The sequence below is a fragment of the Vreelandella nanhaiensis genome, assembly GCF_003990185.1.
GTDB classification, from domain to species: Bacteria; Pseudomonadota; Gammaproteobacteria; order Pseudomonadales; family Halomonadaceae; genus Vreelandella; species Vreelandella nanhaiensis.
Map to the genome: position 1 here is coordinate 39,885 of NZ_RZHF01000015.1, position 19,233 is coordinate 59,117.

At 53.6% G+C, this 19,233-nt stretch carries 18 protein-coding genes; 6 read left to right on the forward strand and 12 right to left on the reverse strand.

Going from position 1 to position 19,233, the window contains the following annotated elements:
• Positions 1-39: 39 nt before the first annotated feature.
• The 3 genes from recF to dnaA all read right to left on the reverse strand — a co-directional run bounded on the left by recF (position 40) and on the right by dnaA (position 3,865).
• Complete coding sequence (gene recF / locus ELY38_RS10500; RefSeq protein WP_127062051.1) at positions 40-1,143, reverse strand: DNA replication/repair protein RecF; 1,104 nt, start codon at positions 1,141-1,143, stop codon at positions 40-42.
• A gap of 97 nt (positions 1,144-1,240) precedes the next feature.
• Positions 1,241-2,344 (reverse strand): DNA polymerase III subunit beta, encoded by a 1,104-nt coding sequence (gene dnaN / locus ELY38_RS10505; RefSeq protein WP_127062053.1) that lies wholly within the window; start codon positions 2,342-2,344, stop codon positions 1,241-1,243.
• Between the two features lie 57 nt (positions 2,345-2,401).
• Complete coding sequence (dnaA, locus tag ELY38_RS10510) at positions 2,402-3,865, reverse strand: chromosomal replication initiator protein DnaA (RefSeq protein ID WP_127062055.1); 1,464 nt, start codon at positions 3,863-3,865, stop codon at positions 2,402-2,404.
• Positions 3,866-4,399: 534 nt separating this feature from the next.
• On the opposite strand from dnaA, the gene rpmH reads away from it, so the two are divergent.
• The 4 genes from rpmH to mnmE all read left to right on the forward strand — a co-directional run bounded on the left by rpmH (position 4,400) and on the right by mnmE (position 8,222).
• On the forward strand, positions 4,400-4,534 hold the full coding sequence (gene rpmH, locus ELY38_RS10515; protein ID WP_087106981.1) for a 50S ribosomal protein L34: 135 nt from the start codon (positions 4,400-4,402) through the stop codon (positions 4,532-4,534).
• A gap of 13 nt (positions 4,535-4,547) precedes the next feature.
• On the forward strand, positions 4,548-4,949 hold the full coding sequence (rnpA, locus tag ELY38_RS10520; RefSeq protein ID WP_127062057.1) for a ribonuclease P protein component: 402 nt from the start codon (positions 4,548-4,550) through the stop codon (positions 4,947-4,949).
• Between the two features lie 115 nt (positions 4,950-5,064).
• On the forward strand, positions 5,065-6,753 hold the full coding sequence (gene yidC, locus ELY38_RS10525; protein ID WP_127062059.1) for a membrane protein insertase YidC: 1,689 nt from the start codon (positions 5,065-5,067) through the stop codon (positions 6,751-6,753).
• A 98-nt stretch (positions 6,754-6,851) separates the two neighbouring features.
• Positions 6,852-8,222 (forward strand): tRNA uridine-5-carboxymethylaminomethyl(34) synthesis GTPase MnmE, encoded by a 1,371-nt coding sequence (gene mnmE, locus ELY38_RS10530; RefSeq protein WP_127062061.1) that lies wholly within the window; start codon positions 6,852-6,854, stop codon positions 8,220-8,222.
• Between the two features lie 15 nt (positions 8,223-8,237).
• Here the strand turns inward: mnmE and ELY38_RS10535 are convergent, their stop codons facing one another.
• The 5 genes from ELY38_RS10535 to rdgB form a co-directional block, all read right to left on the reverse strand.
• Entirely contained in the window at positions 8,238-9,347 is a 1,110-nt protein-coding gene (locus ELY38_RS10535; protein ID WP_127062063.1) for a cobalamin-independent methionine synthase II family protein, read from the reverse strand.
• Between the two features lie 208 nt (positions 9,348-9,555).
• A complete protein-coding gene (locus ELY38_RS10540) occupies positions 9,556-10,401 on the reverse strand; it encodes a 23S rRNA (adenine(2030)-N(6))-methyltransferase RlmJ (protein WP_127062065.1) in 846 nt (281 codons plus the stop codon).
• A gap of 84 nt (positions 10,402-10,485) precedes the next feature.
• The gene (locus tag ELY38_RS10545) at positions 10,486-11,160 is read right to left on the reverse strand and encodes a YiaD family glycine zipper/OmpA-like lipoprotein (RefSeq protein WP_127062067.1); all 675 of its coding nucleotides are present in this window, start codon (positions 11,158-11,160) and stop codon (positions 10,486-10,488) included.
• Between the two features lie 31 nt (positions 11,161-11,191).
• Positions 11,192-12,361: a radical SAM family heme chaperone HemW gene (gene hemW / locus ELY38_RS10550; protein ID WP_127062069.1), complete on the reverse strand. Its 1,170-nt coding sequence runs from the start codon at positions 12,359-12,361 to the stop codon at positions 11,192-11,194.
• Entirely contained in the window at positions 12,354-12,962 is a 609-nt protein-coding gene (gene rdgB, locus ELY38_RS10555) for an RdgB/HAM1 family non-canonical purine NTP pyrophosphatase (protein ID WP_127062071.1), read from the reverse strand. Before rdgB ends, hemW begins: the two co-directional genes overlap by 8 nt.
• Positions 12,963-13,242: 280 nt before the next feature.
• On the opposite strand from rdgB, the gene ELY38_RS10560 reads away from it, so the two are divergent.
• A complete protein-coding gene (locus ELY38_RS10560; RefSeq protein ID WP_127062073.1) occupies positions 13,243-13,929 on the forward strand; it encodes a LuxR C-terminal-related transcriptional regulator in 687 nt (228 codons plus the stop codon).
• A gap of 26 nt (positions 13,930-13,955) precedes the next feature.
• On the forward strand, positions 13,956-14,498 hold the full coding sequence (locus ELY38_RS10565) for a CsgE family curli-type amyloid fiber assembly protein (RefSeq protein ID WP_127062075.1): 543 nt from the start codon (positions 13,956-13,958) through the stop codon (positions 14,496-14,498).
• Between the two features lie 312 nt (positions 14,499-14,810).
• Here ELY38_RS10565 and hemL read toward each other — a convergent pair whose 3' ends face one another.
• From hemL to ELY38_RS10585, 4 genes are read right to left on the reverse strand one after another with little or no spacing between them, the layout of a single operon-like run.
• A complete protein-coding gene (gene hemL / locus ELY38_RS10570) occupies positions 14,811-16,091 on the reverse strand; it encodes a glutamate-1-semialdehyde 2,1-aminomutase (protein ID WP_127062077.1) in 1,281 nt (426 codons plus the stop codon).
• Between the two features lie 36 nt (positions 16,092-16,127).
• The gene (gene thiD, locus ELY38_RS10575) at positions 16,128-16,937 is read right to left on the reverse strand and encodes a bifunctional hydroxymethylpyrimidine kinase/phosphomethylpyrimidine kinase (protein WP_127062079.1); all 810 of its coding nucleotides are present in this window, start codon (positions 16,935-16,937) and stop codon (positions 16,128-16,130) included.
• Complete coding sequence (gene hemJ / locus ELY38_RS10580) at positions 16,937-17,368, reverse strand: protoporphyrinogen oxidase HemJ (RefSeq protein WP_127062081.1); 432 nt, start codon at positions 17,366-17,368, stop codon at positions 16,937-16,939. Before hemJ ends, thiD begins: the two co-directional genes overlap by 1 nt.
• 14 nt (positions 17,369-17,382) lie before the next feature.
• A complete protein-coding gene (locus tag ELY38_RS10585) occupies positions 17,383-19,173 on the reverse strand; it encodes a chloride channel protein (RefSeq protein ID WP_127062082.1) in 1,791 nt (596 codons plus the stop codon).
• Between the last annotated feature and the right edge of the window lie 60 nt (positions 19,174-19,233).

The window sequence follows — 19,233 nt, forward strand, 5'->3', positions numbered from 1 at the left end:
TGACCACTCCGTCGTGAAGTCTGTCTCGTTCCGTGTCGTCTACCCATCCTGCACCAACTGGCTAAGCCCCTGTTCGCCATGTTTCACGTGAAACATGCTTACGGCCGTTTCAGATTGCCACATATTCTGCAATGCGGCGGGTTCGACGCTGGTAATAAATGCTTGGCACTGCATCTTTTCAAGCAGCTGGCAAAAGCGCTGTCGATGCTGCGCGTCCAGTTCAGCGGGCAGATCATCGATTAAATAGATACAGTGCCGCTGTGCTGTTCTTTCCAGAAACCGCCCTTGGGCAAGCTTTAAGGCGCTTACCACCAGCTTTTGCTGGCCTCTGGAAAGTACTTCTACTGCGGGTTGTTTATTAAGCCTGATGCGCAGATCGGCACGTTGAGGCCCCAATTGAGTAAAGCCCATTTGCTGATCTGTCGCTCGACTATCTTGGAGCACTTCACCAAGGCTACGCTGCTTATCCCATCCGCGGGCGTAGCCAAGCTTCAATCCCGGCAAAGGAAGTAGTACTTCAAGCGTTTCTTCAAATACAGGAAGAAACTCGCTGAACCACTCCATTCGAAGCCTATCGACCACGTCGCCCCATAGCGCCAGTTCCTGCTCCCAGGCAGTCATTTCCTGTGGATCTATTCTACCACGCCTGAGAAGCGCGTTCCGATGTTTCACTGCGCGCCGGGTACGCTTCCAAGCTTCCAGGAAGTCATGTTTCACGTGAAACACTCCCCAGTCAAAAAACTCACGCCTTCCTGCCGGCGAGCCTTCCAGAAGTCTGAAAGCATCGGGGTTAATCAACTGCAGCGGCATGGACTCAACCAATTCGGCCAGGCGTACATCCTTATCCCCGCGTAAACGCAACTCCAGCTCGCGCTGAGCCCTTAACCGGCGTACTCCTATGGAAACCTCCGGCTCCCCTTCCAGGCGCCCGTAAAGCGTCATATGTGGCAAATCAGCCTGAATGGCATGCTTTAACTGACGGGTACGAAACGAGCGCCCCATGCCCAGAATATGTATGCCTTCCAGCAGGCTGGTTTTACCACTACCATTGCGCCCACTAATCACATTAATACCAGGAGACGGTTGCATATCAAGTGGCGCCAAGTTCCGCAAACCCTGGAAGTTAAGCTGTTTCAGACTCATATAAACGCTCGGGTTAAAGGCGCAGCCAAACCATAAGAGAAAGCGGCGCTTCTGCTGCCAGAAGCGCCGCCCTGTTCGGCATTAATCCAATGATCTATTACAGGCGCATGGGCATAACAACGTAAAGCGCATCGCCGCCGCCCGGCTCTTCAAGCAGCGCACTGCTATTGGGGTCGGCCAACGTCATCTGTACTCGGTCTTCGTTTAATACCGAGAGCACATCCACCAGATAGCCCACGTTAAAGCCGACTTCCATCGCAGAGCCGTTGTACTCAACGGCAATGTTCTCTTCAGCCTCTTCCTGCTCGGGGTTATTGGCCATTACCTTGAGATTTCCTTCCTCCAGGTAGAGCCTCACACCACGATATTTCTCGTTAGATAGAATCGCCGTACGCGAGAGCACCTGACGCAGCTCGGCTCGCTCGGCAATCAGTACCTTATCGCCATTACGCGGCACAACGCGCTCATAATCGGGGAACTTTCCGTCGATCAGCTTGGAGGTAAAAGTAAAGTCGCCTGTATGCGCCCTCACATGGGTTGAACCCAACGTCAGGCTGACCGGCTCATCACTGTCATCAAGTAGCCTTGAAAGCTCTAGAATCCCCTTGCGCGGTACAATCAGCTTTTGCGACTGGCTAACGGCCACCTCTACCGGGCGTGAACACATCGCCAGGCGATGCCCGTCGGTGGCCACCGTCCGCAACAGATTACTTTGAATTTCCAGCAGCATGCCATTGAGGTAATAACGGACATCCTGCTGAGCCATGGCAAACGAGGTGGCTTCAATCAGGTGTTTTAACGTCCCCCGCGGAACGCTTAGCTCCTGACTACCGTCGCCATCTTCAATATTGGGAAATTCGGCGACCGGCAGGGTGGAAAGCGTAAACCGTGAACGGCCGCTGCGTAGTACCGCGCGTCCATCCTCTACCGCCAGCTGAATCTCAGATTGATCGGGCAGTGATTTACAAATATCCATCAGCTTGCGCGCAGGCACAGTGGCAGCGCCGGGCTGGTCAACCTGGCTTGCCACTGTTCGCCCAATAAGCTCGACTTCAAGGTCAGTACCGGTCAATGCAACCTGGTCACCTTCCACTTGTATCAGTACGTTTGAGAGTACAGGCAGCGTTTGGCGCCGCTCTACCACGCCCGCCACCAGAGTCAGCGGGCGTAGTAACGCTTCTCGGGAAATTGAAAATTTCATCAACACTCCGGTTTATATCCTGAAAACCTGCCGCTGGCAGGCCTATCCCTTGGATGGTTAGCTTGTTAATAGGCGCAGCAGATTTTTATAATCTTCGCGAATATCCGCGCTTTCCTCTTGCAGGGCTTTTACCTTGCGGCAGGCATGCAACACTGTTGTGTGATCACGACCGCCAAATGCATCGCCGATTTCCGGCAAACTGTGGTTGGTCAGTTCCTTGGCCAAGGCCATGGCCACCTGCCGAGGACGCGCCACTGAACGTGAGCGCCGCTTCGATAGTAAATCCGCGACCTTAATCTTGTAATACTCGGCTACCGTGCGCTGAATATTATCCACACCCACCTGCTTGTCTTGAAGGGCAAGCAGGTCCTTTAACGACTCACGGATAAAGTCCTGGTTAATAGGCTTACCCATAAAGTGCGAGTCGGCAATGACCTTCTTCAGAGCGCCTTCGAGTTCACGCACGTTGGAGCGGATTTTCTGAGCAATAAAGAAAGCAGCATCATGGGGCAGATCGACCTTGGCCTGGTCGGCTTTCTTCATCAAGATGGCCACTCGGGTCTCAAGCTCCGGCGGCTCGATCGCCACCGTCAAACCCCATCCAAAGCGCGACTTCAGGCGCTCCTCGACACCACTGATCTCCTTTGGATAACGATCAGAGGTAAGGATCATCTGCTGGCCACCTTCCAATAATGCATTGAACGTGTGGAAAAACTCTTCTTGAGAGCGCTCCTTGCCAGCAAAAAACTGAATATCATCAATAAGTAAAGCATCAACGCTTCGATAGAAGCGCTTGAAATCGTTGATCGCGTTAAGCTGAAGCGCCTTGACCATATCCGCAACAAAACGCTCTGAATGCAGGTAAACCACCCGGGCATTTTCCCGGCGGCCAGCCAGCGCATTACCCACCGCATGCATTAAGTGCGTTTTACCCAGACCTACCCCGCCGTAGAGAAACAAGGGGTTATAGGCACCGCCCGGGTTCTCCGAGACCTGCCGAGAAGCCGCCCGGGCCAGTTGGTTGGATTTACCTTCAACAAAGGTATCAAACGTAAAATTCGGATTAAGTCCACTGCCGTGCTTGAGGCTACCTTCGACTTGCACCTGACGCTCATTGGTACGCCGACGTGGCGCTTCTTCACGCTCACGCAGCTGGTCGATCTCACGCTCATCGGCAATATCTCCACGCGGAGGTGTATGCACAGAAGGCGCAGAGGTGGCGGCGGAAACCGGATTGCCCAAATCACGTGGTTGAGGCGCAGGTGCCGCCGGGCGGCGGCTACCAACGGTCAGACTTACCTTGGGTGGTTTAGACGGCGCAAGCTCACGAATCAGCTCACTGATCCGCTTGGCGTACTTGTCACTCACCCAGTCGCGCACAAAGCGGTTAGGCGCCAGTAAGCGCAGCTCATTGGACTCTCCTTCTTCTGCCTGCAAGGGACGTATCCAGGTATTGAATTGTTGTGAATTCAATTCGTCCTGCAGGTAGTCCAGGCACTGTTGCCAAAGCGCGAGTGACACTCATCTCACCATCAGTTGAAAACGGCCGACCATTGTAGCGCTCTAGAGCTTGGTTATCCACATGGGTTTGGCTATCAATTTGTGCCTGTGGACAACTTCCCATGAGCACGTGGGACAACCTTCTGAAGACATGGGGACAGACCCATTTTTGGGGTTTTTTCATATTGCTACTCACACCAAACTAACAGCTTATCGGCCGTTTATTCTATACTTATGCACACTGTTTTTATAATTTTAGCAATTTGATAAACATAAGAAATAACTACTTATCCACAAATAGTATCCCCACTATTAATAACAACATCATTTAAATACCTTAACTAGTAATAGTAGTTGTCTAAGCCATGAACGATGAAATATAACCGGGCCGATGCCCATTGCCTTTTTGTTGGTTTTTATGCAAGGAAAAATTGCACCCGACGCGGGAAGTCTCTACAATTTCCGGTCTTGAATTGAAACTCCCCGGCTAGTTTCCTCACTGGACCGGGTCTTTTGGATTCACATCCGTCCTAAACCACGTGGGAATTACGAGTTATGAAACGCACTTTTCAACCCAGCGTTCTCAAACGCAAGCGCACGCATGGCTTCCGTGCTCGCATGGCAACCAAAAACGGCCGTGCCGTTATCTCGCGCCGCCGTGCGAAAGGCCGCAAGCGTCTGAGCGCCTGATTTCAGATTGCGTGTGCCGTCTCAAGGCTTTCCCCGGTGTTTACGTCTTTTAAACGCCGGGGATTTTAGTCACGTGTTTGAACAGGCCGACCTCAAAGTGCATGGTAAAGGTATGATGGCGCTAGCGCGCATGAGTACCCGGGGCTATCCCCGCATTGGACTGGTGGTCAGCAAGAAAAATGTAAAGCGCGCTGTAGATCGCAACCGCTTTAAGCGTCTTGTCCGAGAATCCGCCAGGCTTCGGCAGCATCACCTTCCCTCTATGGATATTGTGATACTAGCCAAGCGCGGTGTGCAGGATATCGATAACGAAACGCTTAACCGCCAGCTACATGGCATGTGGAAACGCCTTCAGCGTGACGCCCAGACGGTATCAGTTGCACCGCCGCTTGATGGCGTAACACGTGACACTTGACGACACATCTCGCCGCTCGACCTCGGCCTGCCGCTTGGCAGGCTTTCGTGTGTCATGGGTCGAGTAAATGACACTGCGCCATTAGCATGTTCATCACCCAGCGGGCAGAACCCTCATGGACGTAAAAAGACTTCTATTACTGATTCCACTGGCAGTACTTGCCTATCTACTGGTTATTCAGTGGAATCAGGATTATGGGCCGACAGATTACGACTCGACGCCTGAAATTACCCAAAGCAGTAGCAATGCACCCTTAGCCAATGCAGAAAGCGGTAACGACCTGGCGGTTCCGTCAACGTCTGCACCGAACAATGCAGTGGGCGAAGGACTGGCTGGCGACACGGAAAGCGAAACCTCAAGCCGTGACTTTATCGCGGTTACCACCAATGTACTCGACGTGCGCATTGATCCGCACGGCGGTGACATCGTTTATGCCGCCCTGCCCCAGCACAAGATGACGCTGGATACTGAGCGAAACTACGTGTTGCTCTCAGACAACGCCACGCGCAGCTACGTGGCACGCTCTGGCTTACAGCTGGACGGACAGGCAAGCCGCATCGCCTTCACCCCAGAAAGCAATGCCTACAGCCTTGCCGATGACCAAGATCAGCTGAATGTTGACCTGCGTGCCGACGTTAATGGTGTTGAGGTGATCAAGCGTCTGACGTTTGAGCGTGACAACTACGCCGTCGACGTCAATTACTATATTGCCAATAATACCGATGCGCCGGTAAGCGCTCGCTTTATTGGTCAGTTGGCACGTGATAACAGCCCCGACCCTTCAAGCGGCGTTGCCTTGGGCATGAACTCCTATATTGGGGCGGCCTACTCCACGCCTGACGCACGTTATGAAAAGATCGATTTCGAAGATATTCGAAACCGCAACTTTGAAAACCGTGAAGCGCAAGGCGGCTGGATTGCGATTATTCAGCACTACTTCGTATCCGCCTGGGCGCCGTCCCAAGACCAGCAAAACCTTTACTACGTCACCACTGATTCAAGTGGCCGTAACGTTGTCGCTTTTGCTGGCCCTACCAGCAATATCGCGGCGGAAGGGGAAGCAACGCTTGGCGCAACGCTCTATATGGGCCCCAAGGTTCAGGATTACCTTGAACAGGTAGCCCCTAACCTGCGCCTGACCGTTGACTATGGCTGGCTGTGGTTTATTGCCAACCCGCTGTTCTGGCTGCTGGATAAGATCCACGACATCGTGGGTAACTGGGGCTGGTCGATCGTTCTGCTGACGGTAGTGGTTAAACTGGTGCTCTTCCCGCTGTCTGCCAAGGCTTACAAGTCCATGGCACGCATGCGCAAGTTGGGCCCGGAAATGCAGCGTCTTAAAGAGATGTATGGCGATGATCGTCAGAAAATGTCTCAAGAGATGATGAAGTTCTACCAGAAGGAGAAGATCAATCCTTTGGGTGGCTGCTTACCGATTGTGATCCAGATGCCGGTCTTTATCGCGCTGTACTGGATGCTGCTGGAATCCGTTGAGCTGCGCCACGCGCCGTTTATCTTCTGGATTCAGGATCTATCGATCAAAGATCCGTACTTCATCCTGCCGATTCTGATGGGTGTATCCATGTTTGTTCAGCAAATGCTGAACCCGACACCGCCGGACCCCATGCAGGCGAAGATCATGAAGATGCTGCCGATCATCTTCACCTTCTTCTTCCTGTGGTTCCCGGCTGGCCTGGTTATCTACTGGGTGGTCAACAACATCATCTCGGTGGCGCAGCAGTACTTTATTACCAAGCGTATCGAGAAAGACCCGAGCGTCGGCAAGGGATTACGAACCAAGTAATCCTCCGCTTACGCAATCAGACCCCCGCCTTCGTGCGGGGGTCTGGCGTTTTAAAGACGACAAATTCACAATGCATGTATCTATCAACGAGGCGCGTCATGGCTGAACGACTTTATACTCAGGATACAATTACCGCGCTGGCCACACCGCCCGGCCGTGGCGGCGTGGGCATCATTCGTGTCTCAGGGCCTGCCTGCCGCGCTATCGCTGAGGCCGTACTTGGCCATTGCCCAGCACCTCGCCATGCTCACCACGGCCCTTTCAAGGGCGCTGACGGCATTATTGATGAAGGCATAGCCCTGCTGTTCAACGGCCCCCATTCGTTTACCGGCGAAGACGTGCTGGAATTACAGGGCCACGGCGGCCCAATCATCATGGACATGCTGCTGGAACGCTGTGTGGCCCTAGGGGCACGGCTCGCCCGCCCCGGCGAGTTCTCCGAGCGTGCCTTTCTCAACGACAAGCTCGATCTTGCTCAGGCCGAGGCGATTGCCGATCTGATCGACGCGACCTCGCGCTCGGCGGCGGAAAACGCCGTGCGCTCGCTTCAGGGCGAGTTCTCAAGTCGTGTATCGGCACTGGTCACAAGGCTTATTGAACTGCGTGTGTATGTCGAAGCCGCAATCGACTTCCCGGAAGAGGAGATTGACTTTCTCGCCGATGGTCATGTGGCAAAGCACCTGACGGGCGTTCAACAGGCGCTTAGTGAGGTACGCAAGGCAGCGGGCCAAGGCGCGCTTTTGCGTGAAGGCATGAGCGTGGTGATTGCCGGACGCCCCAATGCGGGTAAATCAAGCCTCTTGAATGCTCTTACCGAGCAGGATACGGCCATCGTGACCGATATCGCCGGCACCACCCGGGACGTACTGCGAGAGTACATCCATATTGATGGAATGCCGCTGCATATCATCGATACGGCAGGCCTTCGTGATACGCCAGATGCCGTAGAGAAGATTGGCGTTGCCCGCGCCTGGGATGAAATCGAAAAGGCTGACCGTGTGCTGCTCTTGGTCGATGCGTCCACTACAGAAGCAACGGATCCGATGGCGATTTGGCCCGAGTTTGTAGCGAGGCTTCCTGACCAGAGCCGATTGACACTGGTGCGCAACAAGATCGATACCAGTGACGAACCCGCCGGAATTGATTTATCCACAACCACCCCGACACTGCGTCTGTCAGCCAAGACCGGTGCCGGTGTGGATAACTTAAAAAGCCACCTGAAGAGCGTAATGGGCTTTGCCGCCACTACCGAGGGCCGCTTCTCCGCTAGGCGACGCCACCTGGATGCGCTTGACCGTGCTATGGCAGCACTTGAAGCAGGACGCGCCCAGTTGGATGGCTATGGTGCTGGCGAGCTCTTGGCTGAAGACCTGCGCGATGCCCAGCAGGCGCTCGGCGAGATCACCGGAGAATTCAGCGCTGATGATCTGCTCGGCGAGATTTTCGGCAGCTTCTGTATTGGGAAGTAGAACCTGCAAGGGGCGTTATTCGCCCCATACGTCTCGGGCAACTTGAACGACCAGCTCAAGTTTGGCCTGCTGCTGCGCCTCAGTCAGCGAGTTGCCCTCTTCCGTCGAGGCAAAGCCGCACTGGGTACTTAAGCAAAGCTGCTCTAGCGGCACAAAGCGGGCCGCTTCAAAAATGCGCGTCTTGATCGTATCAGGGTCTTCAAGCTCACCGGTTTTGGTGGTCACGAGACCAAGCACCACTTTCTGATGGCCAGGTTTGATAAAGCGCAGCGGCTCGAAGTCACCGGCGCGGTCGGAGTCATATTCCAGGAAGAAAGCGTCGATATTGATTGAACCAAACAGTAGCTCAGCAACCGGCTCGTAGCCGCCTTCGGAGATCCATGTGGAACGGAAGTTGCCACGACATACGTGCATACCCACCACTAGGTCATGCGGCTTGTCCTCAAGCGCTTGGTTGATAACCTGGGCGTACACGTGGGCCAGATGGTCTGGGTCCTCTCCGCGTTCAACCACCAAGGCGCGCTGCTCTTGCGAGCACAAATAAGCCCACACGGTATCGTCAAGCTGCAGATAGCGACAGCCAGCGGCATAAAACGCACTGATCGCTTCTTTGTAGACGTTCGCCAAGTCGGCGAAGAAGTCATTGATATTCGGATAAGCCTCTTTACTGACCACGCCACGGCCACCTCGAAAATGCAATACGCTAGGGCTCGGAATGGTCATCTTGGGCATGGCGCCTTCGGCAACGCTGGCAAGAAATTTAAAGTCCTCAAGCATTGGATGATTGCCGAATCCTAACTTACCCGTCACACGTACGTTTCGAGATTTGGTTTGCACGCCGGTAAATTGAATACCCTGCTCGGCATCGTAGCCTTCGACGCCTTTAAGACCTTCAAAAAAATCAAAATGCCACCAGGCGCGGCGAAACTCACCGTCAGTCACCACTTTCAGGCCACACTGGCACTGGCTTTTCACCGCATGGGCAATGGCGTCATCCTCGACACGACGCAGACCACGGGCATCCAGCTCACCGGTTTGATGCGCCAAGCGAGCGTTTTTGATAGACGTGGGGCGCAGAAGACTGCCTACCACATCGGCGGGGAAAGGGGCAAGGTTGAGGCTCATTTAGCATCTCCACCGGTAGATTGAGCGTATCGTTTTATCGCCCTATCCTCCTCCATACCCAAGATGCATTAAAGTGATCATTTCTTGAGTGTGTATGAACGATTTTAATGCAGAGTGGCCACTTAATATCGCTAGCGATTAATCAATTTATTGCTGGTCGTGGTGTATGAGTCCCACGCTGCGAGCATGGCATTGCTAAAGGTCCTGGCTACTCCTCCACCCACCACTGCGCCACATGGCGGCTTTTCTCGCCAAGGCAAGGGGTTATTTCGGCCATGGCCGCTGCTAGGCGCTCACCAAGCCCCCAAGGCGGATTGATCACCAGCATACCGCTGCCGTACATGCCGTGGGTCTGCTCACCGGGCGCACGCAGCAAAAGCTCGCTACGCCATATTTTGCGCACCCCGCTTGCCTTTAATGTGTCCAGAAGCGTGTGGTGATGGCCGGCGGGCAGCAGCGGGTACCAGATCAACACTATGCCATGGCGTGCTTTCTCCAAGGTATAAGCGGCGGTATCGGCCACTTCCTGATACTCCGCCTTGCGCTCAAAGCTTGGGTCAATCAATACACAAAGCCGTGGCGTTGCCACCGGCAGCATAGCGGCCAAGCCTGCCAGCCCATCGCCATAGATACGCTGAGCCTGAGGCGGAAGCGTCTGGGCATTCAAATGCTGATGTTCACCCGGGTGAAGCTCAAACAGGCGTAGCCGGTCATGCTCGCGCAACGGCTGGCTTAACCACCAGGGCGAACCTGGATAGAGCGTCAATTCCTGCGCTTCGGGCTGCGCGGCCGTAACGGCATTTAGCCAGCCGTTAAGCAGCGGGTCGGAGAGCTGTTCACGCGTCTGCCAGAGGGGCCAGATACCCTCACGATACTCCTGGAGACGCTGGGTCTCTTTGGTCGCCAATGGATATAGGCCTCTCCCTGCATGCGTGTCTATATATGTAATGGCCGTTTTTTTACGTAATAAGTAATCCGTAACAGCGTAAAGTGTCAGATGCTTGTGTACATCGGCAAAATTACCGGCATGGTAGGCGTGTTGATAAGACAGCATGGTTGCTCGTAAACAGGTAAACGAAAAAAGCCCGCTATAAGAGCATAGCGGGCTTCGAACGGCAATGCGCGGCTAGTGGAAAACTTAGCGTTGACCATTACCGGTAGGTGTCAGGGTGATTTCTACCCGACGGTTCTGCGCACGGCCTTGGTCAGTATTATTGCTGGCGACCGGCTGGTTGGCACCATAACCCATGGTATTAAGGCGTGAAGACGCTACGCCGTTCTGGCTTAAGTAGCTGCCGACCGCTTGTGCGCGCCGCTCGGAAAGGCGCTGATTATAGCTGGCATCGCCGGTGCTATCAGTATGGCCAGCGATATTGACCCGCGTATCGGTATACTGGTTAAGGATGCTGGCCACTTCATTGAGTGCACTGCGCGCATCGCCGGTCAGGTCAGACGAGTCAAAACCGAAAGTGACGCTGCTGGGCATATTCAGCACGATATCATCGCCACGACGATCGATTTCAATACGCGAGCCCTGCAGGTTTTGACGAAGCTCCTGCTCCTGGCGATCCATATAAGCACCAATCCCCGCACCGGCGGCAGCACCAACGGCGGCGCCAATTAAGGCACGATCACGACGGCTGGTGCTTCCGCTACCAGAAAGCGCACCCGCCGCAGCACCTACCGCAGCGCCAATCCCTGTTCCCATACCGGTCGATGAACGTTGTGTCTGGCCACCGTAAGGATCGGAGGTCGCACAACCCGCCACCAAAATGGCGGCGGCTAACGGGGTCAGTAGTCGAGAAATACGCATCACTCACTCCTTGTTTGTCAAAGCGCTTGAATTACTCGTCGCTGATCATGGCCAGCAACTCATTCAAGAATAATAGACCTTGAGGCGAGGCACGCAGCTTTTCAGGCATTTCCATCAAAAGTCCTTTTTTTAAAGCGCTTTGTAAACGAGCCAACAGCACCTCTTCCGCCTGTCCGGTATGTGCAGACCAGGTCGAAAGCTTTACACCTTCGGTCAAGCGCAGCGCATTCATGGCAAATTCGAGCGGCAGTTCATCGATACTGATGGGCTGCTTACCGGCTAGAAAGCCTCGCGGATCATCAGCACGCCGTAGATAAGCCTCGGGCTGGCGTGTTTTCCAGCGTCGCTCGATATGCCACTGCCCGTCAGAATCAATCGCCGTCAACTTGCCATGAGCACCGGCACCAATGCCCAGATAATCGCCAAACTGCCAGTAGTTGAGATTGTGGCGGCTCTGCGTGCCAGGCTTGGCGTAGGCGGAAATCTCATAGCGCGTAAAACCGGCCTGCTCGAGACGCTGATGGCCCATTTCCTGGATATCCCAAAGCGCTTCTTCTTTCGGCAACACCGGCGGCTGTGAATGAAACGCCGTATTGGGTTCAAGGGTCAGTTGATACCAGGAGAGATGATCAGGCTTAAGGGCAAGCGCCTGATCGATATCAGCCAAGGCAAGCTCAGGCGTCTGGTCAGGCAGGCCATGCATCAAATCAATATTAATATTGTCAAAACCGGCCGCACGCGCTTGACCCACGGCACTGATCGCCTCGCCGGCACCATGAATGCGACCCAGCGCTTCAAGCTGAGCGGGCTGAAAGCTTTGTGTACCTAGCGATAAACGATTGATGCCTGCTTCCCGATAGCCAATGAAACGCTCCTGCTCGGTGGTGCCTGGGTTCGCTTCCAAAGTAATTTCTATCGCGGAGGAAAATGCCAGCCGCCGCTGTATTTCTTTAAAGAGGCGCTGATAGAACGCCGGTGAAAGCAGGCTTGGCGTACCGCCACCAATAAAGATAGTGTGTATTTCGCGCCCGGCGGCAAGCGCAAAATCACCATCGAGGTCTTTCAATAGTGCATCGAGATAGGCCGCTTCAGGCAGCGTTTGCGATTGAGGCTCGTGGGAGTTGAAATCGCAATAAGGGCACTTACGAACACACCAGGGGGTGTGGATGTACAGCGACAAAGGTGGCAATGGCTTAGCCATGTGCCACCTTGAGCATGTCTACCAACCCCTGTAGCGCCCGGCCGCGATGGCTTAGTCGATTTTTCATTTCACTGGGCAGTTCGGCTACGCTCATACCCTGCTCAGGCAGCCAGAAAAGCGGGTCATAGCCAAAGCCTTGTTCACCGCGCGGATGAGCAAGCAGCTCGCCTTCCCAGCTGCGCTGGACAATGATGGGTACCGGATCAGCCGGATGGCGTAAGTACACCAGCACGCACCAGTAACGCCCGGTGCGCTGGCCTTCCGCGCAGTCGCTAAGGGCTGCCAAAAGCTTTTCATTATTGCGCTGATCACTTTTCGGCTCACCAGCATAGCGCGCCGAGTAAATACCCGGTTGGCCTGCTAAAGCATCTACTTCCAACCCGGAATCGTCCGCCAGTGCGGGCAACCCGCTAACACGGCTCGCCTCACGTGCTTTTAACAGCGCATTTTCGACAAAGGTCAGCCCTGTTTCTTCAACATCGTGTACGCCAAAATCTGCTTGGGGACGGACATCAAACCCCAATGGGGCCAGCAACTGATTGAACTCTCTTAACTTTCCTGCATTACCGCTCGCTAGAACCAAGGTATTCATTATGGTCATCGCATTTTCTCCAAACGTCAGTGAGTCAGTCTACGCCCAACAAAATCGTTCTATATCTAACAAATTGTTACTAAATGTGTAAATTTTTTGGTCAAATTTTCATCAATTATAAAAATAAAATATCATTTAAAAACAGTATCTTATAATAAATATTAGATTTGCATAAATATTAGGACTATCTGATGTTAAAAATAAGTTGGTAACAAAACTTTACGAAATGGATCTTATAGGTAACACTAGTGCCGCTGTTAGCTAACTCCTTCTTACCAGAGGCCTTACCATGAAAAAGGAACACTCCACCGACTCGGTGTATATTCTTACTGAGCAGAGTCCTCAATCTCAGCTATTTGCTGAATACTTAAATAAGCATACCGGCTTTCAAGTAAGTATCCACTCACGTCATTCTTCCCTGCCTACGGATACATCAGAAAAGCTTTTGCTTCTTATTGATAGTGATCATATCAGTATTGATGCTCTGCCCGAGTGGCAGGATCAATTACCCGAAGCGTTAGCAAATGCAACGCTTGCTGCGTTTAATATTCGCAATATGAACCATGCGTTAGAAGCGCTTTCCTGCGCTCATTTAAAAGGCATTTTTTATCGCGAGCAGAGCTTGGATATTATTTGCAAAGGAATTCACGCCTTATTAGACGGGGAACTGTGGATGTCGCGTGAATTAATGGCTAGGCTGATTCTTTTTTATCGCAAATCACAAACCAACGCCTTTAGACCCACCTGCGGGCTAACAAATCGCGAAATTGAAATTATTTCATTATTGAAAGCAGGTTCTTCCAATCAGCAAATTGCTGAGCGGTTATTTGTCAGCGAGCATACAGTTAAGTCACATCTCTATAATATATTTAGAAAAATAAACGTACATAACCGCATACAAGCTTTGAATTGGATCCATCAAAATCTTGGTCCTATTCTACCCGCTATTGATAAGCCACGTGGCCTAAAGAACTAATAATACCACTGGTGTGAGGTTATATCGTGAGGCGATTACTTCGATGTCTAACTCCACTCTATATTTTTTTTCTGTCTACATTATCGTCATTACTGGCCAGTGAAGCGCAATCGCTGGCCAATGCAACACCATTAAAGGAACAAAAGGAAATCGATTCGATTAATCAACTATCGAGCTCTGATGATTCTAAAGTGGGGAGTGCTAAAAGTACTAACAGTGCTAACAGCGAACTAAGCGGGATCATGGTAGACCGTACCAGTACCATGGCGGGCAAGACATTTTACCGAGCATTTAGCCAGCACGCCATGGGCAACACGATTATTGGCAATGCCGCCATCACGATACAAGAGCAGCCTGATGCGCGTTGGGGTAGCCAGATATGGGTGATGGATGAAAGCCAAATATATTTTCGCACGCAGCTTTCTCCCAGGGTTAGTGAAGCTGAACGCGCGGCAGAAGAAGCGGTACAAATAGTCGAAGAAGCATTGCTACGCCAACAAATAGTGTCAGCGCCAAACTCCGATAAAGACTTGGGAGGAGATACCTTAATGACTCCTAAGAAGCAATGATAATGTAGCCAGCATACCCCTAGCATTTTGGCCTACGTTAATGGCAAATCTATACGGTCAGCCAAGGCCAATAAGTTATACGCCCTTTAAGGTTTCACCAAGCCGCACCTTTTAGGGCGGTTTTTTATACCTGCTATTTAGGCAGTCAACGATTCCCCATGGTTAACGCCCCGTACTAAAAGGGAAACCGATGGCAAATTCAGCGATCAGAGCCATCGGATGGGGGTTTTTATCGGCATGGTGGCGCCCTTGCTAACCACAACAGCCGCTCGGTATGAACGGCTTTTTGAGTGCAGCAAAATTTATGTTCTGTTACATGACGTTAAAGGCTTTTTCCGCCGCGTCCAGCGTGAACTGAATATCCTCCGGCGTGTGGGCACTCGACATAAAACCTGCTTCAAACGCAGAAGGGGCCAGGTACACCCCGTGGTCCAGCATTGCTCCGAAGAAGCGACGGAAGGCTTCAGGGTCACAGGCCGTTGCCTGAGCAAAGTTGTCTACTCGACTTTGTGACGTGAAGAAGATACCGAACATGCCTCCGGCCGACTGCGTCATCATGGGCACACCAGCCGCGTTGGCACGCTCCTGCAAGCCATTACACAGCGTTTCAACACGCTGAGAAAGCGCATCATGAAAGCCCGGTACTTGAAGCTTGGTCAAAAGCGCGATACCTGCAGCCATGGCCAGCGGGTTACCCGAAAGCGTGCCCGCCTGATAGACCGGTCCCATGGGAGAAATGTTCTGCATGATGTCTCGCTTACCACCAAACGCTCCCACCGGCATGCCGCCACCCACAATTTTACCCAGGCAAGTTAAATCCGGAGTGATATGGTAATGCGCCTGGGCGCCGCCCAGCGCCACACGAAACCCGGTCATGACTTCGTCAAAAATTAGGATACTGCCGTGTTCGTTACACACCCGGCGCAGCGTCTCCAGAAAGCCCGGCTGCGGCGGAATACAGTTCATGTTACCTGCCACAGGTTCAACAATGATGCAGGCAATTTGATCGCCAATTTCCGCGAAGCACTCCTCAACGCCCTCAATATCGTTATAAGAGAGCGTAATAGTGTGCTCGGCAAGCGAGGCGGGGACGCCCGGCGAACTGGGCTCGCCGTGAGTCAGCGCGCCAGAGCCTGCTTTCACCAGCAGCGAATCGGAATGGCCGTGGTAGTTGCCCTCAAACTTGACGATCTTATCGCGCCCAGTAGTCCCCCGCGCCAGACGAATCGCGGACATCGTAGCCTCGGTACCCGAGCTTGTCATGCGCACCATTTCCATGGAAGGGATCATGTCGCAGATCAGATCGGCCATGGTGGTTTCCACGGCCGTGGGGGTACCAAAGGAGAGTCCGTTATCCAGACGCGCACGCACGGCAGCCAATACATCCTGGTCGGCATGGCCGGTAATCATCGGTCCCCAGGAACCCACATAATCCACGTAGCGGTTGCCTTCCACGTCAAACAGGTAGGCTCCCTGAGCGCGCTCCATAAACACCGGCGGACGATGCAGACCTTTAAAAGCGCGGACCGGCGAATTTACGCCACCCGGAATATGGCGACTGGCAAGATCAAACAGTTCTGCAGATGTGGTCATGGCGTCCTCAATATCAATGGCCTTGCGCTAATGAGATCAAAAGCGAACCGGTCGTGGCAAGCGATTAGGCAAACACTGGCCACTTGGAGGTTGGTACCCGTGAGACAGGCTTTCCCAGGTAAAGTGCTGCGCCTGCTCACAGGCAGTGGGTAAGCGTTCCCCAACTGCCAGGCGCGCTGCAATAGCAGAGGCTAACGTGCAGCCCGAGCCGTGAAACTGTTCAGGCAAACGTGGCCACTGCCACTGGCGTGTCGTATCGGGTGAATGCAGCGTGTGTACCACCTGCTGCTCATTACCTGGCACCGGCTCGTCGGTCGCGGTTACTAAAACAGCCTGACAGCCTTGGGATAAAAGCGCGACGGCGCGCGCTGTATCATCCAGAGGCGCGGTTATCTCAGGCGTTAGCTGGGCGAGTTCAAACCGGTTGGGCGTTAAGATATCCACAAGGGGTAGTAAGCGTTCCCCATAGAGCTTTTGCAGTTGAGTTGTGGATAATTCAGCACCGCCCCCGGCTTTAAGCACCGGGTCGGCCACCACGGGAATACCCGGAAAGCGGCGAATAATCTGCTCGGTCGCTCTTAACGTCGCTTCATCCGCCAGCAAGCCTACCTTGATTGCGGCAATTTGCATCTCGCTTAACGCTTCGGCCATCTGTCGCATCAGACTAGGATCAGCAGGGACGACGCGCGTCACATTGTGGCAGTTTTGTACCGTTAACGCTGTTGGAATAGTGACCGCCCAGCCGCCGCAGGCGGCGATCGTTTCACTATCCGCGACCAAGCCCGCCCCGCCGGTCGGGTCGTGGCCAGCCAGCACTAGAACAACAGGAGCAAGAGGTTGGCGCATTAAAAAGGCTTCACAACGGCGAGGAGCACGATCACCACCAAGGCAACCACCGGCGCTTCATTAAACCAGCGGAAGAACGTATGGCTTTTCGTGCAGCGGTCCTGGGCAAACTGCTTTAAATAGATCAGGCAAACGTGGTGATAGGCAATCAACAGGACAACAAAGGTAAGCTTGACGTGCATCCATCCCTGGCTAAACCAGCCGGGCACCAAGTACAGCATCGCGCCGCCAAAGATCAGCACCAGAATCATCGAGGGCGTCATGATACCGCGATACAGCTTGCGCTCCATGGTCTTGAAATACGCCATCGACTGATCGTCGTTCTTATCCCGCGCCATGGCGTGATACACGTAAAGCCGCGGCAAATAAAACAGCGCGGCAAACCAGGTCACCATAGCCATCAAATGCAAGGCCTTTAACCATATGTACATTGTCTCTCCTTAACTTACACGGCTGAATCATTATCTTTTGGGTCGGCGTAATAATAGTAACGCTCAATGGCGCCGCGAGTGATGATACCTGAAATTCGCTGCTGCTTTGGCCGATAGCCGTGCACAACGTAAAGTGCATCCAGGGCATCATCTTGAAGCTTCAGGAACGCCTCGGAAAGCGTTGCCTGTAAGCCGATGGGCGCCAGCTCAAGGCGCTGGCCGGGAATTTCCAGTAAATCCACTTGCTCATGCTCGGGTGGCGCCTTGTCTTCTAACGCTTCATCATGCTCCAAGAGCCAGCGTGCAAGTGTTGCACCCTTCAAGGCCAGCACGGTCTTTTCTTCGCTTGAACGCTCAATAATTAGCCATACCGGGTTAGACTCAAGAAGCCGCCGGGCCTGATCAACCGTTATCAGGCGCTCGGTGCGCACCAGGCTACGCTCCATCACCGCTGGCACCGATACGCGAGAAAGCGCCTGCATCAAAGGCTGCTGAAGTGGGTGCAAACCATAGCGCACGGCACTGATAAAAAAGCCTTCGCAGCCGGTGAGCTGGCGCGCAGTCAAGCAGGCCACCACAACCGCAAGCATCCCCGGCAGCATGATACTGGGTGTGTGAGTCAGCTCCATCAGGGCCATCAGGGCCGCCAATGGGGCCTGCAGAACGGCCCCCATCATCGCGGCCATACCCAACATGGCGAAAATGCTAGGGTCGGCCGCCTTGTCAGGCCACAGCCAACCACCCAGCATGCCAATCAGCGCCCCGGTAGCTGCACCTACCACCAGTACGGGGCCGATAATACCGATGGGTATGCCTCCGGATACGGTCAGCGCGGTGATCAGTAATTTGGCAATCATCAGCGCCAGCAGCACCTTGATCTCCAATTGATCATTCAAGACACCCGCCACACTGTCGTAGCCGATACCCTGAACCTGGGGAAACCACCAGGCCACAACGCCGGTTGCCACACCCACAGCACTCAGACGAAGCCATAAAGGCCATTGCTGTAGGTGTGTGTTACGCGAAATATGAATGAAAAGCCCAGCCAGCAGACCCACTATCAGGCCCAGAATGACCACCCAAGGCAGGTTCATCAACGAGCCAAGGGCGACCTCGGGGATGCGAAATGCGGGCTCATTACCGTACACTACCTGGGCGACCATTGCCGCCATGGTAGATGCCAGAATGACCGGCATGAAGCTCATTAGGGTGTACTCCATCATGACCACTTCCATGGCAAAGATGACCCCGGCAATGGGAGTATTGAATGATGCGGAAATACCCGCCGCCGTACCGCAGGCCACCAACACGCGCAAGCTATTGTTAGGTAGGCGGAGCTTGACCCCCAACCCGCTTGACGCGGCAGCGCCTAGATGAATAGCAGGGCCTTCCCGACCGGCAGAAAGCCCACCAAGTACTGACACCACACCCACCCACCACTGATTCAACCAGTTACGTAGCGGAAAACGCCCCTGATGATAGGAAAGCCGCTCAATGACATGCCCAACGCCCAGTTTATGGGCAGAAGCTTTCTGACGATAAAGCAGCACGCCAATTAAACTGACGGCAACAAGCGGTAGCAACGAACGCAGCCCGGGAGGCAGCCCCTCAAACGCTTCCGGATTACCTTCCGGCATGTAAAGCACAGCACCAGCTTCCAGTAACAGCCGAAAGGCGACCATCACCGCTCCGGTAATCACCCCGGATACCAGCCCCAGCACACAAAGCTGCGGCAGAGCATCAACATTGGCCAATTGGCGCCGAAAACTCTCAAGGGTGAAATCAGACCGAGAAAAACGCGCCACGAAGACCGTCCTTTGCTCTTGTGTTGTAGTCCTCTTGTGTATCATACACCGATACACTTC